This window comes from Tsukamurella paurometabola DSM 20162 (genome assembly GCF_000092225.1).
GTDB lineage: Bacteria > Actinomycetota > Actinomycetes > Mycobacteriales > Mycobacteriaceae > Tsukamurella > Tsukamurella paurometabola.
This window is the reverse complement of record NC_014158.1, coordinates 187,605-213,094: the sequence shown is the minus strand read 5'-3', so window position 1 is coordinate 213,094 and position 25,490 is coordinate 187,605. Positions and strand designations below refer to the sequence as shown.

The following is a 25,490-nucleotide window of genomic DNA, read 5'->3' as shown; positions in this document are numbered from 1 at the left end:
GCCTGCTACCGTGGGGACATGACCGATTCGGACGCCCCCACTGTCGACGGAGATCCCCTGGCCCTCGAACGCCAGGTGTGCTTCGCGCTCGCCGTCGCCAACCGCGCGGTGCTCTCGGTGTACCGGCCGATCCTCGCCCCGATGGGCCTCACCCACCCGCAGTACCTGGTGATGCTCGCGTTGTGGGGCGCAGCGCCGATGTCGGTGAAGGAGATCGGCGAGGCCTTGCAGTTGGACTCTCCCACGCTGAGCCCGCTGCTCAAGCGCCTCGAGGCGCAGGGATTGATCACCCGCAGCCGCGCGGCGCACGACGAGCGACAGATCGACGTCGACCTCACCGATGCCGGTCGCGCGCTGCGCGAGCAGGCGCTCAACGTCCCGCCCGCCGTGATCGAACGGCTCGGCGCCAGTCTGTCCGAGCTCGAGGATCTGCACCGCGTGCTCACCACCATCAACGCCCGAGCCCTGGCCGCGGGCGCCCTCGAGAGGGAGACGTAGATGACCGACCTGCACCGCCCCGATCCGCTGCACTACCTGGCCTGGGTCTACACCGGGAAGCTCCCGGCGAAGAACCGGTCGTGGGTGCGTCACACCCTCACCTGCCGCACCTGGGTGGCCCGCCACCTGGCACGCGGCCAGCTCGCGATGGTGCCGGTGTACGGACTGCTCCTGCTGCTCCCCGGCCCCGTCGGACTGCGGGCGGCCACCGTGTTGCTCGGTGTGCTGCTCAACGCCTTCTACAACGCGGCGTACATCCGACCGAATCGCGCGCGGCGACTGGAGAAGAACGGCCTCGACCCGGCGTTGGAGAATCCGCACGCGGTCGAGCGTCGGGCCGCCACGCGCCTGGCGTACGAGTCCGCGCACGCGGCGGAGCGCGCGTAGTCTTCACCGCATGCCCGCCAGCCTCGTCGTGACCATTCCCGGCGTCCGCATCGGTCACCACACCGACGCGGCGGCCCGCACCGGCTGCACCGTGGTCATCCTCCCCGACGGCACCGTCGGTTCGGGTGAGGTGCGCGGTGGAGCGCCGGCCTCCCGCGAGTTCGACCTGCTCTCGCCGGAACGCTCGGTCGGGGAGATCCACGCCGCCGTGCTCACCGGGGGCTCCGCGTTCGGGCTCGCCTGCGCCGACGGGGTGATGCGCCGCCTGGAAGAGGAAGGCCGCGGCGTACAGACCGTGGCCGGTCGGGTGCCGATCGTCCCGACACTGGGCCTGTTCGACCTCATGGTGGGCGACTCGGCTGTGCGTCCGACCGCCGAGAATGGCTACACCGCAGCAGCTTCCGCAGCTCACGACGCCGAAGTCAACGGCTTGATCGGCGCCGGCACCGGGGCCACCGTGGGCAAGTCCCGCGGCATCGACGGGATCCGCGACGCCGGCCTGGCCTACGCCGAGGCCCGCTCGGGCGCACTGATCGTGGGCGCACTGTGTGCCGTGAACGCCTTCGGCGACGTCCTGACCGGGGCCGCCGCAGACCCGGGCCTCGGGGACTACGCGCCGTTCGCGACGCCGGGCGAGCGGGAGAACACCACGATCGGCGTCGTGCTCACCAATGCCCGCCTCACCAAGAGTGAGTGCCTGATCCTCGCCCAAGGTGCCCACGACGGGCTGGCACGCGCGATCGATCCACCGCATACCCGATTCGACGGTGACGCCTTCATCTCCGCCGCCACCGGCCAGGTGGACGCGAAGATCGACCTGGTCCGCGCACTCGCGATCGGTGCCGTCACCGAAGCCATCCGCTCGCGCGCCTGAAGTCATAATCTGGAGCGGTGAAGCCGGATCGACGGCGCGTGGCGCTCGCATTCGCCCTGGTCGGCGTGGTGTCCGCCGCCGGATGCGGACTCACTCCGTCGTCGCGCCCGTCATCGCCCGAGCCTTCTCGGTTCACTCGCACCGAGGCGGCGGCGACCACACCGAGCGTGGCCCCGTACGCCGTCGACGCCCCGGGCCGCACGGTTGCGGTGGCACCGCGGCCCACCACGGGCGCCGGGATCACCACGTTCGCCGACAGCTTCGGGTTCTACGCCAGCGTCTGCACTCTCGGCTTCTTCGCCCGCTACCCCAACGGCCAGGTGGTGGCGTTCACCGCGGGCCACTGCGCCGACCTCGCGCGACAGGCCCGGCCCGACGACGCCCCGGTCGCGCGCTACCTCACGTCGGCGAGCCGCAGTACCGCGTTCGGCGAGTACATCAAGGCCACTCGTACCCGGCGGGGGCAGGACATCGCCATCATTCAGGTGCTCGGTGCGGACGTACGCGCCGTCGCGGACGCGATCGGCCCGGTGACCGGGTACAGCACCGCCGCCGAGTTGCGCGACGGGCGCCCGGAGATCTGCATCGTGGGCGCCCGCACCGGACGCAGTTGCGGAGTGTTCGACACCATCGACGGCCGGCGGGTCACCTGGGCCGGAACCCCTGCCGTCGAAGGCGATTCGGGCGGCCCGGTGTACGCCCGGTGGCCCGACGGGACGTTCACCGCCGTCGGCGTGGTCAACAGCGTGCACACCCGGGCCGACGGGACCGGGACCGGCGGCGGGAGCGGCACTCTCGTCGCCGACGACATCCTCGCGAACTCGATGACCCTGATGGGGACGACCTAGCCGACCTCGCTCCGGCCGAAGACGCGCAGCGCGCGATGGCCGACGCGGAAGTGGGCCCGGGTGTGCAGGTCGCCCGCCTCTCCGTCGTGCGCCACACGGAAGGGCCGATCGGCCTCGATCGTGACCTCCGGCGCCTGCACCTCGCGATAGATCTTCGAGGTGGTGATCCGGCCACTGAGCCAGGACAGCAGAAGACGGGCGGCCGCATTGCGGTGACCGTCCTCCAGATAGCGCACGTCGAGCATTCCGTCGTCGAGGCGGCTGCGCCGGCCGGGGACGAAACCCGCTGCACCGTACTGGGAGTTGCCGAGGAAGAAGAACGAGACGGTGACCGGCCGGCCACCGATACGCACCCGCACCGGCGCGCTGTTGCGCAGCACCTTCAAGATCGCGCGCACGGTTGCGGAGGGCCTGCCGATACGGCGACGCTGCAACCGGGACCGGGTGCGCACGAACTCGGGATAGGCGCCGATACTCGCGGTATTGAGCAGCATCTTCTCCTCATTGAGCCACACCACGTCGACCCGCGTGACCATTCCCCGACGGAGGAAATCCACTGCCGCGGAAACAGTATCGGAACCGATGTCTTTGGCGAAGTGGTTGAAGGTGCCGGCCGGGAAGACCGCGAGCGGCGTATCGGCCGCCACCGCCTGCGCGGCCACGGTGGCGACCGTCCCGTCGCCACCGGCGACCCCCAGGAACTCCGCCCGGCTCGCGGCCTCGGCGGCGATCGCGGCGACATCGGCCCCCGGCTCCAATTCCACGATCTCGGCGCCGGGCAGCGCGGCCCGCAGCTCGTTCGCCACCCGCCTGCCGGTACCGTCTCCGGACGACGGATTGAGGATCACCACCAGTCCGGCCCCGTCGGGAGCCGGCCGCACCTGCTCGACGGTGGGCGCGGGTGTGGTCGAGCATCCTTCGTCGACAGGCGGCACCAACCGCGCCCCGGCGGCGGCGATCCCTGCGCCGACGGCGAACCCCGCGAGCACATCCGCGGGGTAGTGAGCACCGGTGGCCACTCGCGACAGTCCCACAGCGGCCGCGAGAGCACCGAGCAGGTAACCTGCCGAGTGATTCTCCAGGCCGACCCCGACAGCGAAGGCGGCCGCGCTCGCGGCGTGTCCCGACGGGAAGGAGTTCGACGTGGGCTGGCGGCGCGCCCTTTTGACCGGTACCCCCGCGAAAGCGGGCCGGGCCCGCGGGTAGATGCGCTTGAGCCCCTGATTCACCACGAGGCTCGTCACCGCGAGACTGGCCAGGCCGCGTACGGCTCCCCGGCGCAATGACAGTCCGCCCGTGCTCATCCCAGCGGCGATCGCCATCCACAGCACCGAGTGATCCGCTGCCGCCGACAGTGGGCGCATCGTGTGGTCCAGCAGTGGGCTCGACGAATCGGCGACGGCGTCGAAGAGCTTCCCGTCGAGCTCACTGAACCCACGCCGCAGGCTCCGGATCGCTGATTCCGCCATGAACCGACGGTACCCGGGCGGGGCAGCAGTGCGCCGTCAGCGCAGGTCGACCGCGGCCGCGGCGTGGATCGCGTCGGTGAGGCGGCCGGTGGCGCGGGTGTGCAGCCGCCAGGACTGCCAGAACAGTTTCACGTCCACGGGCCGCTCCCCCACGCGCACCAGATCACCACGATCGAGGGCGTCGCCGAGCTGCGCCTCGGGCAGGCTGCCCCAGCCCAGACCCACTCGGACCGCGTGCGCGAAGCCCTCCGATGACGGAATGCGATGCGCGGGCGGGTAGTCGACTGTGCCCGGATCGGCGGTCACGCCGTGCCACCGCAGCACCCGGTTCTGCAAGTCGTCTTTGCGCAGATCGAACTGGACGACCGGCATCTCGCGCCAGCGCCACCATCCGCCACGGTTCCAGCGCCGCGCGAACTCCGGGGTACACACGGGCAGGTAGCGCATGTATCCCAGGTACTCGACGGCGCAGCCCTGCACCGGTTCCGGGTCGGTGGTGACGGCGCCGAGCACGGCGCCGGCGCGCAGGAGATCAGCGGTGGGATTTTCGTCGTCCACCTGAAGCCGCAGGCGGGTTCCGTCGCCCCATCCGGCAGCCGCCGCGATCACGGAACCGAACCAGGTGGCCAGTGAGTCGGCGTTCACGCCCACGTCGAGCACCGGGGCCGGCCCGGCGCCGTCGGCGAGCCGGCCGAGCGCCTCGGCCTCCAGCGTGGCAACACCCCGGGCCAATCCGAGCAGGACGCTGCCCTGGTCAGTGGGTCGGCACGGCCCCTCACGGGTGACCACTACGTGCCCGACACGCTGCTCCAAGGCACGAATCCGTTGACTCACCGCCGACTGAGTGATCCCGAGCCGCGCGGCCGCCGCACCGAAGCTCTGTTCCTCGACCACCGCGACCAAGGTCGTCAGGTGCTGACCGCTCAACATCAATCGATTCTAATGGGTCAACAGATATGAGTATTGGTACTTATGTCTGTTCCGGGCCTACCGTCATCGCCATGACCTCCGCCCTCCTCGCCGGCCTCGGCCTCGGCCTCTCACTGATCGTGGCCATCGGCGCGCAGAACGCCTACATCCTCCAGGTGGGCGTGCGCGGGCGCGGGATCGCACCGGTGGTGGCGGTGTGCATCGCCTCCGACGTCGCACTGATCTGCGCGGGCGTCGCCGGCCTGGGCGCGGCCGTCTCAGGGAGACCGGCGGTGCTGGAGGCGGTGAAGTGGGCCGGAACGGTGGTGCTCATCGGGTACGGGCTGCGATCACTGTGGGCTGCGCGCCGCGCGGACGGGCTCACCGCCGGCGGGAACACCGCGGGATCGGTCGCGGCCGTGATCACCGCCGCACTCGCGCTGACCTGGCTCAACCCTCACGTCTATCTCGATACGGTGCTCCTTCTGGGGTCGGCATCGACGCGGTACGGCACCGACCGCTGGTGGTTCGCCGCCGGTGCGGTGATCGCCAGCATCGCCTGGTTCGGTCTCCTCGGATTCGGTGCGCGGCGCCTCGCCGGCACCCTCGGCAGGCCCGCGGTGTGGCGTGCGCTCAACGCCGGCATCGGAGTGCTGCTCCTGGTTCTGGCCGCGCGCCTGGCGACGCTGCCGCTCGGCGGATGACGCCCGCTGGTGCACGCACCGCGCTCCGGACGTACCGTGGGTCCATGGCACGGATCGCGATCATCGGCGGACACGGCAAGGTGGCTCTCCTCCTGGCGCAGGTGCTCAGCGCCCGCGGCGACCAGGTGACCTCCTGGATACGCAACCCCGAACACGCCCCCGATGTGACCGCCACGGGCGCCACCCCGCTGGTGCTCGACGTGGAGAACGCCTCGCGCGACGAGATCGCGAACGCGTTGGCGGGCAACGACGCCGTGGTCTTCTCCGCCGGCGCAGGCGGAGGGAACCCGGACCGGACCTACGCCGTGGACCGGGATGCCGCGATCCGGTCGGTGCAGGCCGCCGAGCAGGCGGGCGTGCGCCGCTACCTGATGGTCTCCTATCTGGGTGCGGCGCCCGATCACGGTGTGCCCGAGTCTGATCCGTTCTTCCACTACGCGGAAGCCAAGGCCGCTGCCGATGTGGCGGTGCGCGCCTCGGACTTGGATTGGACCGTACTGATGCCCGGCCGCCTCACGCTCGACGAGCCTTCGGGCCGGGTCGATCCGGCGGCCGAGCGCGCCGCCGACAACCCGGGTACCTCGCGGGCGAACGTGGCACTGGTCGCGGCGTCGGCGCTGGATCGCCCGGACACCATCGGCAAGGACCTGCCTTTCACCGACGGCGACGTGACGATCGAACAGGCGTGGGCGTAGCCGATACCGACCACGATAAGGGCCCGGCACCGTCGTTCGACGGTGCCGGGCCCTCTCGGTTCGATCAGTTGATCGCGGCGAGGATGTCCTGCACGCGGTCCTTGGCGTCTCCGAACAGCATCGCCGAGTTGGTGCGGAAGAACAGCGGGTTCTGCACCCCGGCATAGCCGGACGCCATCGACCGCTTGAACACGATCACGTTCTCGGCCTCCCACACCGTGAGCACCGGCATGCCCGCGATCGGGCTGTTCGGATCCTCGGCCGCTGCCGGGTTCACGGTGTCGTTGGCTCCGATCACCAGCACCACGTCGGTGTCGGCGAAATCATCGTTGATCTCATCCATCTCGAGCACGATGTCGTAGGGGACCTTCGCCTCGGCGAGCAGCACGTTCATATGTCCTGGCAGGCGACCGGCAACGGGATGGATTCCGAATCGCACCGTGACACCGCGTTTGCGGAGTTCGCGGGTCAGCTCGGCCACACCGTACTGCGCCTGCGCCACGGCCATGCCGTAGCCGGGAGTGATGACGACGGTCTTGGCGTTCTTGAGCAGCTCGGCCACGCTGTCGGCATTGGTCTCGGTGTGCTCGCCGTAATCCTGATCCTCGCTGGGCGCGGCCTCGATGCCGAAACCACCGGCGATCACGGAGATGAACGAGCGGTTCATCGCCTTACACATGATGTAGGACAGGTACGCACCGGACGAGCCGACCAATGCGCCGGTCACGATCAGCAGGTCGTTGCTGAGCAGGAAGCCTGCGGCCGCAGCCGCCCAGCCCGAGTAGCTGTTGAGCATCGACACCACGACCGGCATGTCGCCGCCGCCGATGGAGGCGACGAGGTGCCAGCCGAGCAGCAGGGCGATCACGGTGACGGCGATCAGCAGCCACAGCTGCTGGTCGATCACGAACCACACGGTGAACACGGCGAACAGCACCAGCGCACCGATGTTGATGTAGTTCTTGCCGGGCAGCACCAGCGGCGCCGACTTCATCTTCGCCGAGAGCTTGAGGTACGCGACGATCGAACCGGTGAAGGTGACCGCACCGATGAACACACCGATGAACACCTCGGCGTGGTGGATCTTGAGCAGGCCACCGGTGTAGTGCGCGGCCTCCCCCGGGATCCAGCCGCGTTCGACCTCGAGATACGAGGCCCAGCCGACGAGGACCGCGGCGAGACCGACGAAGCTGTGCAGCAACGCGATCAGCTCGGGCATCCCGGTCATCTGCACGACCCTGGCCCGGTACAGGCCGATCGCGGCACCGATCAGCGCGGTCACCACCAGGATCACGGTGGCGGTCCCGGCCACCTCACTCTTGTTGAGCGCGAGCGCAACAGTGGCCGCGATGGCGATGACCATGCCGATCACGCCGTACAGCCAGCCGGTGCGGGCGCTCTCGTGCTTGGAGAGGCCGGCGAGACTCAGGATGAACAGCAGCGCTGCGACGAGATACGCGGCGGTCGCGATGGATTCGACGCTCATGTCACGCCCCCTTCGAGAACATGGTCAGCATGCGACGCGTCACCGCGAAACCGCCGAAGACGTTGATGGAGGCGAGCAGGATCGCGACGCCGGCGAGCGCCTGGATCGCGGTGTTGTTCAGTCCCACCTGAATGATGGCGCCCACCACGATGACGCCGGAGATGGCGTTGGTGACGCTCATCAGCGGGGTGTGCAGGGCGTGGTGCACCTTGCCGATCACGTAGTAGCCGATGACGATCGCCAGTACGAGCACGGTGAAGTGCCGCGGGATCGGGTCGGGCGCGAAGGCGTTGACCACGAACAGCAGGGCGATCCCGAACAGCGTCAGCCCCACCTTGGTGGAGGTGGCCATCGGCTGCTTCTCGGGCTGCGCCTGCGCCTGCGCGGCGGGGGCGGCCTGGGGCGCCGCCGAGACGCTGACCGCGGGCGGCGGCCACAGGATCTCTCCGTCCCGGGTCACGGTGATCGACCGCTGCACCGGGTCCTCGAAGTCGAGGACGAGCTCGCCGTCCTTCTCCGGGGTGAGCAGCTTGAGCAGGTTCACCACGTTGGTGCCGTAGAGCTGCGAGGCCTGCGCGGGCAGTCGTCCGGCGAGATCGGTGTAGCCGATGATGGTGACGCCGTTCTCGGTGACGATCGCCTGGTCCTTCACGGTGCCCGCGACGTTGCCGCCGTTCTGCGCGGCCATATCGACGATGACACTGCCGGGCTTCATCGAGGCGACCATTTCCTCGGTGATGATCCGCGGGGCCGGGCGGCCCGGGATCAGCGCCGTGGTGACGATGATGTCGACGTCCTTGCACTGGTCCGCGTACAGCTGCGCCTCGCGGGCCTTGTAGTCGTCGTCCATCTCCTTCGCGTAGCCGGTGGCCGAGACCTCGGACTCCTCGTCGGCGATGGAGAGGTACTCCCCACCCAGCGATGCGACCTGATCGGCCACCTCGGGACGCGGATCGGTGGCGCGGACGATCGCGCCGAGCGAGCCGGCAGCACCGATCGCGGCGAGACCGGCCACACCGGCGCCCACGATGAGCACCTTGGCAGGCGGCACCTTGCCGGCGGCGGTCACCTGTCCGGTGAAGAACCGGCCGAAGACGTGCGCCGCTTCGACGACGGCGCGGTAGCCGGCGATGTTGGCCATCGAGGAAAGCACATCCATCGACTGCGCGCGCGAGATGCGCGGCACCGCATCCATGGCCAACGCGGTGATGCCACGGCCCCGGAGATCGGCGAGCAGGTCGGGATTCAGTCCCGGCGCCAGGATCGAGACGAGGCTCGCACCCGGACGGATACCGTCGAGCTGCGCCGCCGATGGGGCGTTCACGCCGAGCACCACGTCTGCGGCGCGGGCGTCGCCGATACTGGCCCCCGCCTCGACATAGGCGTCGTCCGAGAAGGAGGACGCCTCGCCGGCGCCCGAATCGACGACCACCTGGTATCCCAGCTTGATCAGCTGGGCGACGGTCGTCGGAGTTCCGGCGGCCCGGGTCTCGCCCGGCTGCGCCTCTTTCAACACTCCGATGATCATGCGCTCATCACCACACCGACATTCATGTTCGTTCCTTGTCGTCCCTGCCGGACCGCAGGGCCTACGGTCCGGAGTTCCGGCTCGCACGACCTCACGCGTGCGCCCGCCCCCGCGACGGTGTGAACGGGGGTGGGTCCGCGGGGCGCCCGGGTTCGCCGGACATCGCGGTGGCTACGTGGGCCGCCCATGCTCAGAACAGTGGGCTGACCATAGCACGCATGAACTTACTGCCCAGTAGGTTGGTGACCCGCGTCACTGCGGCCCGAAAGTCCCGGCTCCGCTGCATCTCCCGGGAGCTCGGTGTCCATGTAGCGGTCGATGAGGGTGGCGAACGCGCGCACGTCTTCGGCTGGCCAGTCCGCGGTCCGCTCCTCGATCCGACGGCGCCATTCCCGGTCGGTGTCGGCCAACACCGATTCCGCCCGCTCGGTGAGCCGCAGCGACCGCGAGCGCGGGCTGCTGGGAACGGAGTCGCGCCGGATCAGACCGCGCCGTTCCAGGCTGGCGAGCTGGCGGCTCGCGGTGGACTTGTCGATGGATACGGCCTCTGCGAGGTCGACGGCACGAAGGCCGGGAGTCTCGTTGAGCACGAAGAGCAGGGTGAAGTCGACGTAGGAGACCTCGGAGTGCAGAAACCGCGCCTCGCTGCGGATGCGCTTGGCGAAGCCGACCATGCCGCGGATGATGAGGTCGATGTCGTCGCGTGTGGCGGGGCCGGGCGTGGCACCGTCGGCGCCGGGCATCAGTAGCCCTTGGCGCGATCGACCACCGCGAGCGGCTGCAGGCCGTTGGCGACCCGGCGCACGTTGATCTCCACCCGGTCGAGCAGGGCGGGCCGCAGGTGCTGCGGCGGATTCGCCACGTGCGGCGTGATGATCGCATTGGGGATCGACCAGAGCGGGTGGTCGCCGGGCAACGGCTCCGGATCGGTCACGTCGAGACCCACGCCACCGATCGCGCCCCGGCGCAACGCATCGACCAGGGCATCGGTGTCGATCAGCGCGCCACGGGCCACGTTGATCACCCAGGAGTGCGGCTTGAGCTGGGCCAGCACCGAGGCGTCGACCAGCGACCTGGTCTCGGCGGTGGCGGGAGCCGCCAACACCACGTGGTCGACCTGCGACCACACCTCGTCGAGCTTGTCAGCGGTGACCACCACGGCGCCGGTCACATCGCTCCCGGAACGGTTCACGGCGATCACGCTGACACCGAGGGCGCGCAACTGCGGCGCCAGGTCGCGGCCGATGCCGCCGGCGCCGACGATGGCCACGGTGGAGCCGCCGAGCAGGCCGACGCGCGGGGCGGCGCCCTTCGCATCCCACTCGCTTTCCCGGTGCCACAGACCACGGACGCCCGCGAGCAGCAGAGAGAGCGCGTGTTCGGCGACGGTGGTGCTGTAGGCGCCGGCAGCCGAGGAGAAGGTGATGCCGGGGTAGTGCTCCAGCAGTCCCGACCCCACGAAGTTCTCGATCCCGGCGAAGGGCAGTTGCACCCAGCGCACCGAATCCGGGATGTCGGTGGGGACCGTCGTGGAATCGATCCACACCAGGCCCTCGGCACCGGCGAGCGGTCCCGGGACACCGCCACCGCGGGTGATGGCGGCATCGAACTCCGGATCCGGGGTGGGGCCTACGGCGATGACGGGTCCGTCCTGTGGCATGAGCAAAGCCTAGTCAGCGCAGGTACGGCACAGCGCCGGACCACGCCGAAACGCTGTGAAAGATGAGACTTGTGTTAACTGGTGAGTCTCAAGTTAAGATTGAGACTATGTCCACCCAGATCTTCGAGCACGCGCAGCCCCGCCTCGCGGCGCTCCGCCGGCGCTGCGACGCGGCGATGGGCCGGCTGCGCGGCGGCATCGACGAGGTGCGACCCACCACCGGCTGGCGAGTGCTAACCTCCGTCGTCTACTCGGGACTCATCGCCGTCGTCATCGTGGGCGCCGCCGTGCTGCTGCTCGGCGTCAAGCCGGCCGGCCCCGCGATCTCGAACGTCAGCGCCGTGGAGGTGGGCGACTGCGTCACCGTCTCCGACGGCAAGGCCGACCGCGCAGGCTGCGACGCAACCGGCATGACCTTCTCCGTCGCCGAGAAGGTGGCCGCGAAGACCGCGTGCAGCCTCGGCAGTTACGCCCGGGTCGAATCCGAGGGCGCCACCCTGTGCGTGGTGCCGAACATGACACTCGGCAATTGCTACCAGGTGCGCCCGGATCAATCCGCCACTACGGACATCCGCCCCGTGACCTGCCCGACCGGACTCGGCGGCGCCGCACCCGCGAACGTGGTGCGCGTGACCGAACGCGCCTCCGGCGGCCCGCTCAACTGCCGCGGAACGGCCGCGCTGAACTACCCGGCGCCGCAGCCGGTGAGCTACTGCATCGCACCCGCATCCTGACCCCGGCAGCCGGAAAGGGCTACGCGTCGAGGTCCTGGGCCACCAATGCGGCGATCGCGTCCACCGTGGCCTGATCGCCCGATTCGACGGTGACCTCGACCCCTTGCTCCGCGCCGAGCGTCATGATCATCAGTGCCGAGCCGGCGTCCACCGGATCGCCGCCCGCCACGGACAGGGTCACATCGTGCCCGGACTCGTTGACCGCATTCGCGATCACCGCGGCCGGTCGCGCGTGCAGGCCGACGGCCGATCCGACGGTGACGGTGGTGCTGGGCATGGGGATCTCCTCGTGGGTGGGTGATGGCCGGCGGCGGGTCGCCACCGGATGCGGGTCCAGTATTACGCGGCGACGGCTGCGGGCTGCGGCGATTCGACCGGAGCGTCGCGACGCCACACCGCCTTGGCGGTCACGACGGCGGCAGCGCTGACGATCACGCCGACCGCGAGCGCGACGAGGAACTTCCACCACGTGCCGTTGGTCGCGAACATCACGAAGACGCCGCCGTGCGGGGCGCGCAGCTGCGCGCTGAGGGCCATCGACAGCCCACCGGTCACGGCACCACCGAGCATCATGGTCGGGATCACTCGGAGCGGGTCGGCCGCGGCGAACGGGATGGCGCCCTCGGAGATGAAACACAGGCCGAGCGGCAAGGCCGCCTTGCCGTTCTCGCGCTCGGGCTCGGTGAACAGCCCCGGGCGCACGAAGGTGGCCAGCGCCAACGCGAGCGGCGGCACCATACCCGCGGCCATCACCGCGGCCATGATCTCCCACTGCGGCACCCCCGCCGTGCTGAGACCGATTCCGGCGACGCCGAAGGCGTACGCGGCCTTGTTCACCGGTCCGCCCAGGTCGAAGCACATCATCAGGCCGAGGACCGCGCCGAGCGCGATCTTGCTGCTGCCGCTCATGCCGTTGAGGGCGCTGGTCATCGATTCGTTCACCCAACGCAACGGGCCGGCCAGCACCATGTACATCAGGCCGCCCGTGATCAGTGTGCCGAGGAGCGGGATGATCACCACCGGCTGCAGGCCGCGGGCCCATTGCGGCAACGGGATCCGGCTGAGCCAGAGCGCGACCACACCGGCGAGCAGGCCGCCGACCACACCGCCGATGAAACCGGCGCCCACGGTGCCGGCGAGCACGCCCGCGACGAATCCCGGTGCCAGACCGGGACGGTCGGCGATCGCATAGGCGATGTAACCGGCGAGCACCGGGACCATCAGCGTCATCGCGGCCTGACCGATCGCGAAGCTCACGCCGCCGAGATACTGCAGCATTCCGCCGTCGGGCAGGTTCCACAGCGAATTGTGGAGCGCGAAGTAGGCGCCGTTGGACACACCGTCGGATCCGTGTTCGCTACCGATCTCGTAGCCCGCCATGAGGAAGCCCAGGGCCATCAGCAGGCCTCCGGCAGCGACGAACGGGATCATATAGCTGACGCCGGTGAGCAAGGCGCGCTTGAGCTCTCCGCCGAGGCCCGCGTGTGCGGGTGCCGATTCCGCGGTCGTGGCTGCATCGCCGTCGACGATGGCGGCCCGCGGATCCGACGCGGCGGCCACCGCTTCCGCGATCATCGCATCGGGTTCGTTGATGCCGCGCTTGACACCCGAAGTGACGACGGGTTTGCCCGCGAACCGCTCGCGTCCCTTGACGCCCACATCCGTGGCGAAGATGACGGCGCCGGCCTCGGCGATGGTCTGCGCCGAGAGCGGGCTGGATCCGGAGGAGCCCTGCGTCTCGACGGTCAGGTCGACGCCGGCGCGCTCGGCGGCGAGTTTCAGGGCATCGGCGGCCATGTAGGTGTGTGCGATCCCGGTGGGACACGCGGTGATCGCGATCACCGCAGGCCTCTTGGCGGGAGGAGCGGCAGGAGGATCGGCGGGAGCGGGCTTCGGCGCGGGCGATGCGGGTGTGATCACCTCGTCGACGAGCGCGACCACCTCCTCGGGCGTACTCGCGGTGCGGAGGGAGGCCACGAACTCGGGGCGCACCAGCGCGCGGGCCAGGGCGCTGAGCAGTTTCATGTGCTGGGAGCCACCGGATTCCCTCGCTGCGATGAGGAACACCAGATCGGCCGGACCGTCGGGCGCACCGAAGTCGACCCGCGGATCGAGCCGAGCGAAGGCCAGGCTCGCTGCGGTCACGGACGCGGTACGGCAGTGCGGGATCGCGATGCCGCCGGGCAGTCCGGTGGCGGACTGGCCCTCACGGGCCAGGGCCGCCTCGATCAGCGCATCGACCGCGTGGGCACGGCCGGCCTCGGCGATGCGGTGCGCGAGATAGCCGATCACCTCCGACTTCTCGGTTCCGGCCGCGATATCGAGCGCCACCAGTTCGGGCGTGATGATCGGTTCGGTCATGATGTCTCCGGTTCTTCTGGCGAGGCGGTCTCGAGCGGGCGCAGCCGCACGTCGGCGGTGGCGAGTTGGTCGGGGCGGGGTGCGCGGGTACCGGGAAGTGCGGCGGCAGCCGATCCGTAGGCCACGGCCAGCCGCAGGCGTGCGGGAGCGGGCTCGCCTGCGGTGTGACCGAGTAGGTAGCCGGCCAGCGCGCTGTCGCCGGCGCCCACGGTGCTCCGCACGGTGGTCGGCGGTGGGGTCGCGAACCAGGTGCCGCCGTCCACCAATAGGGCCCCGGCGGCGCCGAGGGTCGCCAGGACTGCGGCGCCCGACCTGCGGTGCAGCTCTTCGGCGGCCACTCGCGCTGCTTCGAGATCGCCTGCCGCGACCCGATGTTCGAAATCCTGATCGCCGACACCCACCAGCTCGGCCAGTTCCTCGGCATTGGGCTTGAGTAGGTCCACGCCGGCATCGGCGACGGCCGCGAGCGCCGGCCCCGAGGTGTCGACGGCGATCCGCGGGCCGCCGGCCAGACGCTCCACGATCCGTGCGTACCAGTCGTCGGGCAGCCCGGGTGGGAGCGAACCACAGAGCGCCACCCAGGCTGCACCGTCGGCGGCGGCGACGATCGCGTCCTCCAGAGCGCGGGCCACCGCCGGGCCGAGTTCAGCGCCCGGGGAGTTGAGTTTGGTCGTGGTGCCGTCGGGTTCGGCGATGGTGATGTTGCTGCGTATCTCGCACCCCGACGGAACGGCGCGGGCCGGTACGCCCAGGCGTCCGAGTGCGAGCAGGAGCGGGTCGCCGGCATCGGCCGGCAGCACGGCGACAGTGGGCTCACCGGCGACATGCACCGCACGAGAGACGTTGACGCCCTTGCCACCAGGGTCCGCGACGGTGGCCTCGGCGCGGTGCACGGCACCGCGTCGCAGAGGTGCGCCGAGCGCGATGAGCCGATCGAGACTGGGGTTGGCGGTCACGGTGACGATCACGGGGCGACCACCACCGTGACATCGTGCTCGGCGAGTGCGGCTCCGAGTTCACCGACGGGAGCGACGTCGGTCACGAGCGCATCGATCCGGTCCAGGGCTCCGACCGAGACCAGGCTCTCGTGGTCGAACTTGCTGGCATCGGCGAGCAGCACCACCACATCGGCGGCATTGAGCAGGGCCGACTTCACCGCGGCCTCCTCGGCATCCGGGGTCGAGAGGCCGCGCCGCGCACTGAGGCCGTTGGTGCCGAGGAAGGCGACATCGGCGTGCAGGCCGGCGATCTCGGCGACGGTGCCGGCGCCGACGGCAGCCTGAGTGAGGCCGCGGATCCGGCCGCCGAGCATGCGCAGCTCGACCCCGTCGCGTCCCGCGAGCGTCGTCGCGACGGCGAGCGAATTGGTGACCGCGGCGAGCCGGTGACCGGCGGGGATCTCGCGGGCGGCGGCGATGGTGGTGGTGCCTGCGTCGAACAGCACCGACCCGCCAGCTGGCGGCAGGAAGGCGCGGGCCGCCTCGCCGATGGCGCGCTTGGCCTCGGCACTGAGCACCTCGCGTTCCCCCACGCCGGATTCGGCCCCGGCGAGTACACCCGCGGCGACCACACCGCCGTGCACCCGGCGCACTCCACCGAGCCGCTCCAATGCGTCGAGGTCGCGGCGCACCGTCTCCGGTGTGACGTCGTAGCGCTCGGCCAGTTCGGTGACCGAGGCACGCCCGCGGGCTGCGACCAGATCACTGATCGCGCGCTGCCGTTCCTCCGCGTACATCGCCCCTCCGAACCGATTTGTCTATGTGGTTTTGCATTTGATTTTTCTGTTTTTACGCCTGTTTGTGTTGACAAGTCAAGCAGATTTCGTAATCTGGGTCACATGAGTTCGCAGCAGTCGACCGTCACCGTCCTCGCGGGCACCGCCGTGGTGCCCGGCGTGGCCTATGCCCCCGTGATGTGGCCCGGAGAACGGCCGGAGCTCCCCGCCGTCGGCGGCGAGCTCCCCGAGACCGAGCGCGATGCGGAAGCCGTGCGCCTCTCCTCCGCGGCGCGCACGGTGGCGGGGCGACTGCGCGAGCGCGCCTCCCAGGCCACCGGAGCCGCGTCCGAGGTCCTCGCCGCGACCGCCGGGCTCGCCTCCGACAAGGCGTGGCTGAGTGCCGCGGAAAAGCTCATCCGCTCCGGCTCGCCGGCGGAGGGCGCCGTGGCGGCGGCGACCGAACAGTTCGCGGATATGTTCACCACGATCGGCGGCCTGATGGCTGAGCGCGTGACGGACCTGCGCGACGTCCGCGACCGGGTGCTCGCCGAACTCCTGGGCCGCCCCGAACCCGGCGTGCCGACGCCGACGGCACCGTCTGTTCTGCTCGCCGACGACCTGGCGCCCGCCGACACTGCGGGGCTGGACCCCGCGCTGGTCGTGGGCATCGGCACCCGGCTCGGCGGACCCACCAGCCACACCGCGATCATCGCCCGGCAGTTGGGGATTCCCTGCATCGTCGGACTGGCCGAGGCGGGCACCGTCGAGGCCGGGACCCTGGTACTACTGGATGGCGCCGAGGGCACCGTCACCGTCGCCCCGCCGGCCGACGGGGCGAGGGCCCGGGTCGCGGAGGCCATGCGGATGGCCGAGGACGTCGCGCGGTGGCGCGGCCCCGGTCGCACGTCCGACGGGACCGCTGTCGCGATCCTGGCGAACGTTCAGGACGGACCCAGCGCGCGAACCGCCGCCGAGCGTCAGGTGGAGGGTGTCGGTCTGTTCCGCACCGAGCTCGCCTTCCTGAACCGGGCCGACGAGCCTTCGGTCGATGAGCAGCAAGCGCTGTACCGCGAGGTGATCGACGCCTTTCCCGCCGGCAAGGTGGTGATCCGGACCCTCGATGCCGGATCCGATAAGCCCCTGAAGTTCATCGACCACGGGCACGAGGACAACCCCGCGCTCGGTATCCGCGGGATCCGCATCGCCGCAACCGATCCCGGCCTCCTGGAACGCCAGCTCGATGCGATCGCGGCGGCCGCCACCGGGGCCGCAGAGGCGCCGTGGGTGATGGCGCCCATGATCGCGACCGCCGCCGAGGCGCGATCCTTCGCGGCACAGTGCCGTGCTCGCGGCCTCACGCCGGGCGTGATGATCGAGGTGCCCGCCGCCGCCCTGTGCGCCGAAGCCGTGCTCGCCGAGGTGGACTTCGTCTCGGTGGGCACCAACGACCTCACCCAGTACGCGATGGCCGCCGATCGGATGAGCTCCGAACTCGCCGCGCTCACCGATCCCTGGCAGCCCGCCGTGCTCCGGTTGATCCGGCTGACGGCCGACGCCGGTGCGGGCGCCGGAAAGCCCGTCGGAGTGTGCGGCGAGGCCGCCGCCGATCCGCTACTCGCCTGCGTCCTGGTCGGGCTCGGTGTGACCTCGCTGTCCTGCGCCGCCGGCGCGGCCGCCGCGGTGGGAGCCCGGCTCGGCGGAGTGACCCTGCAACAGTGCAGGTGGGCCGCCGAGGCCGCCGTCGCCTCCGCCGATCCGCAGGCGGCGCGGGACGCGGCCCGCCGCGCGCTGAGCTGATTCCGCGCCGGTTGTCGGCGGGCGGTGGTAGACCCATCACCGACGGGGTGCAGCGGGTTCCCCGACGACGACGGGACGACCGATGATCGACCATTTCGGCATCAACTGCGCTGACCTCGACGCCGCGAAGCGGTTCTACGACGGCGTGCTCGCGACAGTGGGCGCACGCCGGCTCATGGACTTCGACGTGGCCGTGGGGTACGGCACCGAGCAACCGGTGTTCTGGATCTCGGGCGCCGCGGCGGGCACGTCGAATCGGGAGGCGCACATCGCCTTCGCCGCACCGGATGCCGCCACCGTGGACGAATTCCACCGGATCGCGCTGGAGCTGGGGGCGCAGTCACTGCACGCGCCGCGGCTGTGGCCCGAGTACCACCCCGGGTACTACGGCGCCTTCGTCCGAGATGCCGACGGCAACAATGTCGAGGCGGGTCTTCCACGGCGCCGGGTGAGCGCCCGCGAGACTGCTGCGTAGCCACCCGGAATCGGCCGCACTGACATCGAGGCCCCTCGCCGGGCCTGGTCGGTCAGTAGTGGAAGGTATCCGACGGTGCCGGGGCGTGCTCGCCTTCGAGCCCGTCGGACACTTCGATGCCGTAGGCGCGCGCCAGGTCGAGGATCTTGGTGGCGCGTGCGATACGCGGCAGGTCGGAGCCGTTGCGGATCTCGCCGCCGTCCCGGTCGAACTCCGCGAAGAACTCACGGGACCAGCGGATGTCCTCGGGCGATGGACTCAGGCCCTCGTTCACCGGGTGGCACTGGTCCGGGGTGAGACAGATCTTGCCGGTCATACCGAACTCGGCGGACACCGCTGTGGCCTCGCTGAGCAGCAGCCCCTTCGATCCCACCGTGGGGCCATCGATGGCGCCCGGAAGATGCGCCGCCTTGGCGGCGATGGTGAAGCGCGAGCGGGCGTACGCCAGGGTCGTCGGATCACCACCGAAACCGGTGTCGCGACGGAAGTCACCGATACCGAATGCGAGCCGGAAAGTTCCTTTAGCGGAGGCGATCTCGCTGATCCGCTCCAAGCCACGGGCGGTCTCGACCAGGGCCACGATGAGCGTGTCCGGTAGCCGCTTGGCGGTCTCGGTCACGTGATCCATCGACTCGACCATGGCGAGCATGATGCCGCCGAGGTGTTGGGCACCGCGCAACGCCTCGAGATCGTCGGCCCACCACTGCGTACCGAAGCCGTTGACCCGGACCCAACCGCTGTTCGGCACACCGTCGTTCTCGGAGTTCAGCCAGTCGACCACGTTGGTGCGGGCCGCCACCTTGTCCTTCGGCGCCACCGCGTCCTCGATATCGAGGACCACGATGTCGGTGCGCGAGCGCGCCGCGGCGTCGAACCGCTCGGGCTGTGCCGCGTTCACCAGCAGCCAGCTGCGGGCCAGAACGGGGTCGATACGGAAGCCGATCGGCTCGTCGGCCTCGGGCGTGGGTTCGGCGGGGCCGGCGGGGTCATGGGACTACAACCTCGACTCTCTCGTGTGGGCTCGTCAGACACAGTACCGATACGCCCGAAGGCCCCGGGCGGGTGCCCGGGGCCTTCGTTGCGATCGGTGGATCAGCGCAGAATCAGCTGTTGAACCAGCCGGTGCGCTGCATCTGCCAGACCTGGTCGCTCCAGTAGCCCCAGGTGTGGGTGCCCACGGCCGAGAAGTCGTAGTGACCCTTGACGCCGGCCTTATCGGCGGCCGCCTTGAAGGCCTCCGACTGCGACTTGGCCAGGATCTCCAGCGGCACGCCCTGAACGATGTCGGCGGGCGACGGGTTCGGGGTGTACTTGCCCGGCTCACCGGTCGAAGCGGTGATCCAGACCGGGATGCCCTTCAGGCGCGCGGCCTGAACGGTCGGGTCGTTCTTCGCCCAGTTGGCGTCGAGCGGGCCGCCCCACATGTCGAGGACGTTGTAGCCGCCGGCATCGAGCATGGCGACACCCACGGCGACCGGCATGCCGGGGGCCGAGGTGTTCAGGAAGCCCGACAGAGCCGCGGCACGCTTGTAGACGCCCGGGTTGTTGGCGGCGTTGATGAGGGCGGCGCCGCCACCCATCGAGATGCCGACCAGCGACAGGTTGTCGGAGAAGCCGCGCGACTTGATGTAGGCCGGCAGGCTGGTGGCCAGGAAGTTGCCCCAGGTGGCCTTGTAGGTGCCGTTGCCGTGGCGCGACGTGTTCGCCCAGTTGGTGTAGAAGCTCGCGGTGCCGCCGACCGGCATCACCACGTTCACGCCCTTCTCGGACAGGAAGGCGGCGTTGGAATCGCGCTCCCAGCCGGAGACGTCCTGCGTGGCGCGCAGGCCGTCCAGGAGGACCACGGTCGGAGCCTTGGCCGGATCGGTGGTGGTGGAAGCCCACGAACGGACCAGGACGTCGGGCATGCCCGCGCCGTTGACTCGCTCGGACTTGAAGCCCTTCGGCGGGTTCTTGGCGCTACCGGGACCCCACGCCCCGGCGACACCAGCGCCCATACCGGCGAGGGCCGGCACCATTGCGACCGTGACGGCCGCCGCACCTGCTCGCTTACCCCAGGCTGCTCGCATAGCTGACCTCTCTCGTTTCTCGTTCACGCGCGTCCGCGCACTGTTCGCTTGTGGACCGGACGGCGGTCGCAAGCGACCAAGACTCGTCACAGCTTTCACTCTAACATCACTCGTCACACATGTCACATGTTTCACACGCGTATCACGGGTGACACCATCCCTGAATCTCATCGGATTCACAGGGCTTGGCGTTACACACCCTCCCTGCTTCTCAGGAAAGGTCGTCTAGATCACAATACGACACCGCGGCCCTGCTCGGGGAGCCGGGCCGCGGTGTGTACACGATGATCGATCCCTCCGACGGAGGAAGTCTTACTTGGTGAACCAGCCGGTGCGCTGCATCTGCCACACCTGGTCCTGCCAGTAGCCCCAGGTGTGGGTGCCGGCCGGCGGGAAATCGAAATGGGTCTTGGTGAGGCCGGCACGCTTGGTGGCGCCCTCGAAGGAGCGGGCCTGCGACAGCGCCAGCCACTCCAGCGGCACACCCTGGATCACATCGGCCGGACCCGGGTTCGGCGTGTACTTGCCGAAGACACCGTTGCCCGCGGAGATCCACAGCGGGATGTTCTTGAACCGGCCGACCTGGACGGTCGGGTCGTTCTTGGCCCAACGCGAGTCCAGCGGGCCGCCCCACATGTCGAGCCCGGCGTTGTAGCCGCCCGAATCGAGCGAGGCGATGCCGACCGCGATCGGGATACCGGGCGCGGAGATGTTCACCAGGCCCGAGAGCGAGGCGGCGCGCTTGTAGTAGCCGTTCGACTCGATCGTGTTGATCAGGGCCGCGCTACCCGACATCGACAGGCCGATCAGCGAGACGTTGTCGCTGAAGCCGAGGCTGCGGATGTACTGGGGAAGGCTGGTCTTGAGGAACGACGCCCAGGTGTAGCGGTAGGGCTGACGGTTCGTCGACGACGGGTTCTGCCAGTCGGCGTACCAGCTCGAGGTGCCACCGACGGGGGTGACGACGTTGATGCCCTTCTGCGACAGGAAGGCGACGTTGGAGTCGCGCTCCCAGCCGGAGACGTCCCAGGTGGCGCGCAGACCGTCGAGCAGAACGACGGTGGGGGCCTTCTTGGGGTCGGTGGTGGTCGACGCCCAGGAGCGGACCTTCACGTTGGGCATGCCCGCGCCGTTGACGAAGGCCTGCTTGAAGCCCTTCGGCGGGTTCTTGGCGTTGCCCGGACCCCAGGCGTTCGCGGCGCCGATGGAACCGATGCCGCCCGCGAGGGCCGGAATGGCAGCCACGGTGATCGCGGCGGCAGTGGCCCGCTTGGCCCAGCCGTTGCGCATACGCATGCGAGACTCTCTTCCTTGTTGTTCGCCCTGGGTGGGCGGTCTTCACTGTCGGGAGGGCCGGTTCTCTCGACCCGACGCACTATCACGTTGTCGTACCCGTGATGCGCGCCACCCGGCAGATCAGTGCTCGACAGGCACTGTATGCCAGATCTCAGTTCCTGACAAACTCTTAGTCGACCCTCGAGACCCGAGCGTTACACCGGCTCCTGAAACTGGTCCATCATCGCCGGTCAGGGCTGGACAGGGGCTGTTTTTATTGCTGAATCTTCATGATGGAGAGTGCGTCACTCTCTCAGCTTGTGCCCAGAATCAGGGGTGTCCTGACGGTGCCGCGGTGCCCGCTGGACACGTACCGTGTGAGCGTGTCGTTCTCCGTACCCGAGCTGTCCGGATCCCCTGCCGAGCGCTACGCCGAGCTCGCCGGCTTCGCCAGCGCCCTCATCGACGGCGAACCCGATCGCGTCGCGAACGCCGCGAACCTGTCGGCACTGGTTAAGGCGACGGTGCCCGATCTCAACTGGGTGGGCTTCTACTTCTTCGACGGGACCGAGCTCGTCGTCGGCCCGTTCCAAGGCCTCCCGGCGTGCATCCGGATCCCCCTCGATCGTGGTGTGTGCGGCGCAGCGGCACGGACCGGGCGCACCCAGCGGGTCGACGATGTGCACGCCGTCGCCGATCACATCGCCTGCGACGGCGCGACCAACTCCGAACTGGTCGTACCGCTGGTGCGCGATGGCGAGCTGATCGGCGTCTTCGACCTCGACAGCGAGAAGCCCGCCCGCTTCACCGACGATGATCAGCGCGGCCTCGAAGCCATCGCCGCGGTCTACCTGGACTCGCTGCGGTAGCGGCACCGTCGCCCCCTCCCTCCCTAGAGGGACGCGCCATACCCCACCGCCACGGGCATTCCCCCGCGCCATGGACAGCGGGAGTGCACGTGAGGCTAGGGAGATGCCATCCCGCTAGGGACGCGGCGAGCGGCCGGGGACGCGCGGCGAGCGGCTGGGGACGCGCGGCGAGCGGCTGGGGACGCGGCGAGCGGTTAGAAGCCGCGGCCGGGGTTGAGCAGGTTCTTCGGGTCCCAGACGGCCTTGATGCCGCGATGGAGCTCCAGCACATCGTCGGAGAGCTCGTCGCCGACCCACCGCGCCTTGAGGACACCCACGCCGTGCTCACCGGTGAGCGTGCCCCCCAGGTCGAGGGCCGCCTGGAAGACCTCGTCCGCGGCGTCCCAGATCGCCTGCGGCACCTCGGTGAGCTCGCGCGAATAGATCAGCGTGGGATGCAGGTTGCCATCGCCCGCGTGCGCGCAGGTGGGGATCGCCACCTGGTACTTGGCGGCGATCTCCTCGATCCGCGCGAACATCTCGGGCAGCTTGGACCGGGGCACACCCACATCCTCGGAGAACATGTTGCCCGCGTACTCGTAGGCGTGGAAGGCGGCCCGGCGCACCGACAGCAGCTCGGCCGCCTCGGCGGGATCATCGGAGACCACCACGTAATGCGCTCCGGCGGCGTCGAATTCGCGGGCGAGTACGGCGGCGTCCTCGGGCGTGCTCCCCTGCCCGATGAGCATCGCCCGGGTCTCGTCCTCCAGCCCGAAGGGCCGCATGGCCTCGACGCATTCAAGGGTGCCGCGGTCCATCAGCTCCATCAGCGCGGGCACCACACCGGTGCCCACCACCGCGGCGACCGCGGATGCCGCACTCACCACATCCGGGAAGGACGCGGCCACGGTGGTGGGCGCGATCAGCGGTGCGGGTCGCAGCTTCACGGTGACCTCGGTGACGATGCCGAGGGTTCCCTCACTGCCGCACAGTAATTGGGTCAGGTCGTAACCGGTGACCCCCTTCACGGTGCGCCGCCCGGTCGTGATGATCCGGCCGTCCGGGAGCACCACCGTCAGGCCCAGCACGTACTCGCGAGTGACGCCGTACTTCACGCACCGCAGGCCACCCGCGTTGGTGGCCACGTTGCCACCGATCGAACAGATCTCATACGACGACGGGTCCGGCGGGTACATCAGCCCCACCTCGCGTGCGGCCGCGTCGAGGTGCGCATTGATCACACCGGCCTCGGCACGGGCGTACTGGTCGGCCACGTTGATCTCGAGGATCGCATCCATCTTCGCCAGCGAGATGATCACGCAGCCCTCGATCGCGCTGGCACCGCCGGCCAGGCCACTGCCCGCACCGCGCGGCACCATCACCACATCGTTGGCATAACACCAGCGAGCCGCAGCGGCCACGTCCTCGGTGGTCTCCGCGAGCACCACGGCGAGCGGTACCGCGCCGAACACCGGCGAGCAGTGATCGGTCGCGTACGCCGCGGTGACATCCGGATCGGTGAGGACCGCCCCGGTGAGCTGCGGAAAGGACTCCAGCGAGGGCATGGTCACATGGGCATGAGGTAGGTGCGCCGCGGCACGCGCTGCAGTTCTTTGTCCTGCAGTTGGCGCAGGCACTTGCGGATCAGCAGGCGGGTGCCCCTGGGCTCGATCACACCGTCGATGTAACCGCGCTCGGCCGCCAGCCACGGCGTGGCCATGAACTGGTTGTAGAAGTCGATGAAGGCCTGCCGGATCGCGGGGCCGTTCTCGCCGGCCTCCTCAATCTCGCGCCGCTTGATGATCGCGGCGGCGCCCTCGGCACCCATCACGGCCAGACGGGCCGTCGGCCACGCGAAGACGAAGTCGGCGCCCAACTGCTTGCTGCCCATCACGGCCCACGCGCCACCGTAGGACTTGCGCAGGATGATGGTGACCTTCGGAACGGCCGCCTCGACGTAGCTGAAGATGAACTTGCCCGACCGGCGGATGGTGCCGATCTTCTCCTCTTCGACGCCCGGCAGGATGCCCGGCACGTCGACCAGGAACACCAGCGGGATGTTGAAGGAGTTGCACAGCCGCACGAAGCGCGCGGCCTTCTCCGACGCCTGAGTATCCAGGGTGCCGGCCATGTGCATGGGCTGGTTCGCGACCACACCCACCGATTGGCCGTCCGAGCGGGCGAAACCGCACACGATGTTCGGCGCCCACAGCTCGGCGTACTCCAGGAAGTCACCGTCGTCGAAGACCCTCAGGATCACGTCGTGGATGTCGTACCCGGCGTTGTCGGCATCCGGGATGATCGACTCCAGCGACAGATCGGTGTCCGTCAGCTCGGGCTCGATGCCCGGGTTGACCAGCGGCGGGCGCTGATGCACCGAATCCGGCATGAAACCGAGATAGCGCTTGACCCAGTCGAAGGCGGCCTGCTCGTCCTTGGCCACGTGGTGCAGGTTGCCCCAGGTGGCCTGTTTGACGGCGCCGCCCAGATCCTCGGCGGAGGTCATCTCGCCGGTGGTCGGGCGGATCACCTCGGGGCCGGTGACGAACATGTACGTGTTGTCCTCGACGCCCACCAGCACATCGGTGTTGGCGGGCGCGTACACGGCGCCGCCCACGCAGGTACCGAGGATCATCGAGATCTGCGGTACCTGGCCGCACAGGCCGTCCTGGTGCCGGCCGAGCTCGGCGTACCAGGCGATCGACGTGGCGGCGTCCTGGATGCGGGCGCCGCCCGAATCGTTGATACCCACCACGGGCAGGCCCGCGGTCGCGGCGAAGTCGTAGAGCTTGACCATCTTCCGGCCGAACATCTCGCCGACGGTGCCCGCGCCCACGGTCTGGTCGTGGCTGAAGGCCGCGACCTTCCGGCCGTTCACCAGGCCGTAGCCGATGACCACGCCGTCCTTGATCTTGTCGTCGCCGGGCGACTTCGCGAGCTGATCGAGCTCGACGAAGGTGCCCTCGTCGAACAGCATGTGCATGCGCTGCCGGGCGCTGGGCAGGCCCTTGGCGTCGCGGCGGGCCTTGGCCCGTTCACTGCCCGGGTCCGAGGCGGCCTCCAGGCGGCGGTGCAGGTCAGCCAGCTTGCCGGCGGTGGTGTGCAGGTCAGGGGTATCGACCTGCTCCGTTACGTCAGTCACGTCTGCCACCCTAT

The 25,490-nt window shown here is 69.7% G+C and carries 24 protein-coding genes and 1 pseudogene; 10 read left to right on the top strand and 15 right to left on the bottom strand.

Annotated elements, in window-relative coordinates; genetic code table 11:
• The first annotated feature begins 18 nt into the window (after positions 1 to 18).
• Genes TPAU_RS01010 through TPAU_RS00995 form a run of 4 tightly spaced genes read left to right on the top strand, consistent with a single transcriptional unit; the run spans position 19 to position 2,607 of the window.
• Positions 19 to 498: a MarR family winged helix-turn-helix transcriptional regulator gene (locus TPAU_RS01010; RefSeq protein ID WP_013124909.1), complete on the top strand. Its 480-nt coding sequence runs from the start codon at positions 19 to 21 to the stop codon at positions 496 to 498.
• On the top strand, positions 499 to 885 hold the full coding sequence (locus TPAU_RS01005; RefSeq protein ID WP_013124908.1) for a DUF5313 family protein: 387 nt from the start codon (positions 499 to 501) through the stop codon (positions 883 to 885).
• Between the two features lie 10 nt (positions 886 to 895).
• Positions 896 to 1,759 carry a P1 family peptidase gene (locus tag TPAU_RS01000; RefSeq protein ID WP_013124907.1) on the top strand — a complete coding sequence of 288 codons (864 nt, stop codon included), beginning with the start codon at positions 896 to 898 and terminating at the stop codon, positions 1,757 to 1,759.
• A gap of 17 nt (positions 1,760 to 1,776) precedes the next feature.
• A complete protein-coding gene (locus tag TPAU_RS00995) occupies positions 1,777 to 2,607 on the top strand; it encodes a chymotrypsin family serine protease (RefSeq protein WP_115329742.1) in 831 nt (276 codons plus the stop codon).
• Here TPAU_RS00995 and TPAU_RS00990 read toward each other — a convergent pair.
• Both TPAU_RS00990 and TPAU_RS00985 read right to left on the bottom strand, forming a co-directional pair.
• Positions 2,604 to 4,076: a bifunctional phosphatase PAP2/diacylglycerol kinase family protein gene (locus TPAU_RS00990; protein ID WP_013124905.1), complete on the bottom strand. Its 1,473-nt coding sequence runs from the start codon at positions 4,074 to 4,076 to the stop codon at positions 2,604 to 2,606. The genes TPAU_RS00995 and TPAU_RS00990 overlap by 4 nt on opposite strands.
• 36 nt (positions 4,077 to 4,112) lie before the next feature.
• Complete coding sequence (locus TPAU_RS00985) at positions 4,113 to 5,006, bottom strand: LysR family transcriptional regulator ArgP (RefSeq protein WP_013124904.1); 894 nt, start codon at positions 5,004 to 5,006, stop codon at positions 4,113 to 4,115.
• 71 nt (positions 5,007 to 5,077) lie between these two features.
• Between TPAU_RS00985 and TPAU_RS00980 the strand changes: the two genes are divergently transcribed.
• Both TPAU_RS00980 and TPAU_RS00975 read left to right on the top strand, forming a co-directional pair.
• Positions 5,078 to 5,689 (top strand): LysE/ArgO family amino acid transporter, encoded by a 612-nt coding sequence (locus tag TPAU_RS00980; protein WP_013124903.1) that lies wholly within the window; start codon positions 5,078 to 5,080, stop codon positions 5,687 to 5,689.
• Between the two features lie 44 nt (positions 5,690 to 5,733).
• On the top strand, positions 5,734 to 6,384 hold the full coding sequence (locus TPAU_RS00975) for an SDR family oxidoreductase (protein WP_013124902.1): 651 nt from the start codon (positions 5,734 to 5,736) through the stop codon (positions 6,382 to 6,384).
• A 64-nt stretch (positions 6,385 to 6,448) separates the two neighbouring features.
• On the opposite strand, the gene pntB is transcribed toward TPAU_RS00975, so the two are convergent.
• The 4 genes from pntB to TPAU_RS00955 form a co-directional block, all read right to left on the bottom strand.
• Positions 6,449 to 7,870: a Re/Si-specific NAD(P)(+) transhydrogenase subunit beta gene (gene pntB / locus TPAU_RS00970; protein WP_013124901.1), complete on the bottom strand. Its 1,422-nt coding sequence runs from the start codon at positions 7,868 to 7,870 to the stop codon at positions 6,449 to 6,451.
• Position 7,871: 1 nt separating this feature from the next.
• Positions 7,872 to 9,398, bottom strand: a complete 1,527-nt coding sequence (locus TPAU_RS00965; RefSeq protein WP_013124900.1) for a Re/Si-specific NAD(P)(+) transhydrogenase subunit alpha — start codon at positions 9,396 to 9,398, stop codon at positions 7,872 to 7,874.
• 224 nt (positions 9,399 to 9,622) lie between these two features.
• Complete coding sequence (locus TPAU_RS00960) at positions 9,623 to 10,141, bottom strand: MarR family winged helix-turn-helix transcriptional regulator (RefSeq protein ID WP_013124899.1); 519 nt, start codon at positions 10,139 to 10,141, stop codon at positions 9,623 to 9,625.
• Positions 10,141 to 11,058: a D-isomer specific 2-hydroxyacid dehydrogenase family protein gene (locus TPAU_RS00955; RefSeq protein ID WP_013124898.1), complete on the bottom strand. Its 918-nt coding sequence runs from the start codon at positions 11,056 to 11,058 to the stop codon at positions 10,141 to 10,143. The genes TPAU_RS00960 and TPAU_RS00955 overlap by 1 nt, the downstream gene beginning before the upstream one ends.
• A gap of 107 nt (positions 11,059 to 11,165) precedes the next feature.
• Between TPAU_RS00955 and TPAU_RS00950 the strand changes: the two genes are divergently transcribed.
• The gene (locus TPAU_RS00950) at positions 11,166 to 11,792 is read left to right on the top strand and encodes a hypothetical protein (protein ID WP_013124897.1); all 627 of its coding nucleotides are present in this window, start codon (positions 11,166 to 11,168) and stop codon (positions 11,790 to 11,792) included.
• A gap of 19 nt (positions 11,793 to 11,811) precedes the next feature.
• On the opposite strand, the gene TPAU_RS00945 is transcribed toward TPAU_RS00950, so the two are convergent.
• The 4 genes from TPAU_RS00945 to TPAU_RS00930 form a co-directional block, all read right to left on the bottom strand.
• Entirely contained in the window at positions 11,812 to 12,069 is a 258-nt protein-coding gene (locus TPAU_RS00945; protein WP_013124896.1) for an HPr family phosphocarrier protein, read from the bottom strand.
• A 62-nt stretch (positions 12,070 to 12,131) separates the two neighbouring features.
• Positions 12,132 to 14,153 (bottom strand): PTS fructose transporter subunit IIABC, encoded by a 2,022-nt coding sequence (locus TPAU_RS00940; RefSeq protein WP_013124895.1) that lies wholly within the window; start codon positions 14,151 to 14,153, stop codon positions 12,132 to 12,134.
• Complete coding sequence (locus tag TPAU_RS00935) at positions 14,150 to 15,121, bottom strand: 1-phosphofructokinase family hexose kinase (RefSeq protein ID WP_013124894.1); 972 nt, start codon at positions 15,119 to 15,121, stop codon at positions 14,150 to 14,152. Before TPAU_RS00935 ends, TPAU_RS00940 begins: the two co-directional genes overlap by 4 nt.
• Positions 15,118 to 15,888: a DeoR/GlpR family DNA-binding transcription regulator gene (locus tag TPAU_RS00930; RefSeq protein ID WP_013124893.1), complete on the bottom strand. Its 771-nt coding sequence runs from the start codon at positions 15,886 to 15,888 to the stop codon at positions 15,118 to 15,120. Before TPAU_RS00930 ends, TPAU_RS00935 begins: the two co-directional genes overlap by 4 nt.
• Before the next feature lie 102 nt (positions 15,889 to 15,990).
• On the opposite strand from TPAU_RS00930, the gene ptsP reads away from it, so the two are divergent.
• Together ptsP and TPAU_RS00920 are read left to right on the top strand one after the other, a co-directional pair.
• On the top strand, positions 15,991 to 17,667 hold the full coding sequence (ptsP, locus tag TPAU_RS00925) for a phosphoenolpyruvate--protein phosphotransferase (protein WP_013124892.1): 1,677 nt from the start codon (positions 15,991 to 15,993) through the stop codon (positions 17,665 to 17,667).
• 82 nt (positions 17,668 to 17,749) lie between these two features.
• Positions 17,750 to 18,119, top strand: a pseudogene (locus tag TPAU_RS00920) (VOC family protein).
• Positions 18,120 to 18,194: 75 nt separating this feature from the next.
• Here TPAU_RS00920 and TPAU_RS00915 read toward each other — a convergent pair.
• The 3 genes from TPAU_RS00915 to TPAU_RS00905 all read right to left on the bottom strand — a co-directional run bounded on the left by TPAU_RS00915 (position 18,195) and on the right by TPAU_RS00905 (position 21,507).
• Positions 18,195 to 19,085, bottom strand: a complete 891-nt coding sequence (locus tag TPAU_RS00915; protein ID WP_049825736.1) for an HpcH/HpaI aldolase/citrate lyase family protein — start codon at positions 19,083 to 19,085, stop codon at positions 18,195 to 18,197.
• Positions 19,086 to 19,245: 160 nt separating this feature from the next.
• The gene (locus tag TPAU_RS00910) at positions 19,246 to 20,211 is read right to left on the bottom strand and encodes an alpha/beta hydrolase (RefSeq protein WP_013124889.1); all 966 of its coding nucleotides are present in this window, start codon (positions 20,209 to 20,211) and stop codon (positions 19,246 to 19,248) included.
• Between the two features lie 312 nt (positions 20,212 to 20,523).
• Complete coding sequence (locus TPAU_RS00905; RefSeq protein ID WP_013124888.1) at positions 20,524 to 21,507, bottom strand: alpha/beta hydrolase; 984 nt, start codon at positions 21,505 to 21,507, stop codon at positions 20,524 to 20,526.
• Between the two features lie 362 nt (positions 21,508 to 21,869).
• Between TPAU_RS00905 and TPAU_RS00900 the strand changes: the two genes are divergently transcribed.
• Complete coding sequence (locus TPAU_RS00900; protein WP_013124887.1) at positions 21,870 to 22,355, top strand: GAF domain-containing protein; 486 nt, start codon at positions 21,870 to 21,872, stop codon at positions 22,353 to 22,355.
• Between the two features lie 194 nt (positions 22,356 to 22,549).
• On the opposite strand, the gene TPAU_RS00895 is transcribed toward TPAU_RS00900, so the two are convergent.
• Positions 22,550 to 23,899 (bottom strand): FAD-binding oxidoreductase, encoded by a 1,350-nt coding sequence (locus tag TPAU_RS00895; RefSeq protein WP_013124886.1) that lies wholly within the window; start codon positions 23,897 to 23,899, stop codon positions 22,550 to 22,552.
• Between the two features lie 2 nt (positions 23,900 to 23,901).
• Positions 23,902 to 25,485: an acyl-CoA carboxylase subunit beta gene (locus TPAU_RS00890; protein ID WP_013124885.1), complete on the bottom strand. Its 1,584-nt coding sequence runs from the start codon at positions 25,483 to 25,485 to the stop codon at positions 23,902 to 23,904.
• Between the last annotated feature and the right edge of the window lie 5 nt (positions 25,486 to 25,490).